We start from the raw sequence: 508 nt of genomic DNA, 5'->3' as shown, positions 1-508 counted from the left end.
AGGTCAAGACCCGTGCTGACAGACCGGGCGGGCGGACCCACTGGTCTCCTCGCTCAGTTCACCACGAATTCGGCATGCAGCGCGCCGGCGGCATTGATGCTTTTCAGGATGTCGATCATGTCGTGCGGTGCCACGCCCAAGGCGTTCAGCCCCGCCACGACCTCGGCCAGATCGGTTCCGCCGCTGATCTCGGCAAGGCCGGTCCCGTTCTTGCCGATCGAGGCATTGGACCGCGGCACAACGACCGACTCGCCTTCGGCGAAGGGATTGGGCTGGACAACCAGCGGGCTTTCCTCGACCCGCAGGGTCAGGTTGCCCTGCGCCACCGCGACCCGGCTGATCCGCACGTCGGCCCCCATCACGATCGTCCCCGACCGCTGGTCCACCACCACGCGCGCCCGGGTTTCGGGTTCGACCAGGATCCGCTCGATCCGTGCCAGCACATGCGCGGGCGAGCCCATGCCGGTTGCGCCGATGTCCACGGCGACCGTGCCCGAATCCTGCATCT

At 67.7% G+C, this 508-nt stretch carries 1 protein-coding gene; it reads right to left on the bottom strand.

Annotated features, from left to right (window positions below):
- Positions 1-53: 53 nt before the first annotated feature.
- A partial coding sequence (locus tag ACK4TH_RS13345; RefSeq protein ID WP_409627129.1) for a flagellar basal body P-ring protein FlgI occupies positions 54-508 on the bottom strand: 455 nt, incomplete at its 5' end.

The sequence above is a fragment of the Tepidimonas sp. genome (assembly GCF_046292505.1).
GTDB lineage: Bacteria > Pseudomonadota > Gammaproteobacteria > Burkholderiales > Burkholderiaceae_C > Tepidimonas.
The sequence above is the reverse complement of the archived record's forward strand: the minus strand, read 5'-3'. Positions and strand labels throughout refer to the sequence as shown.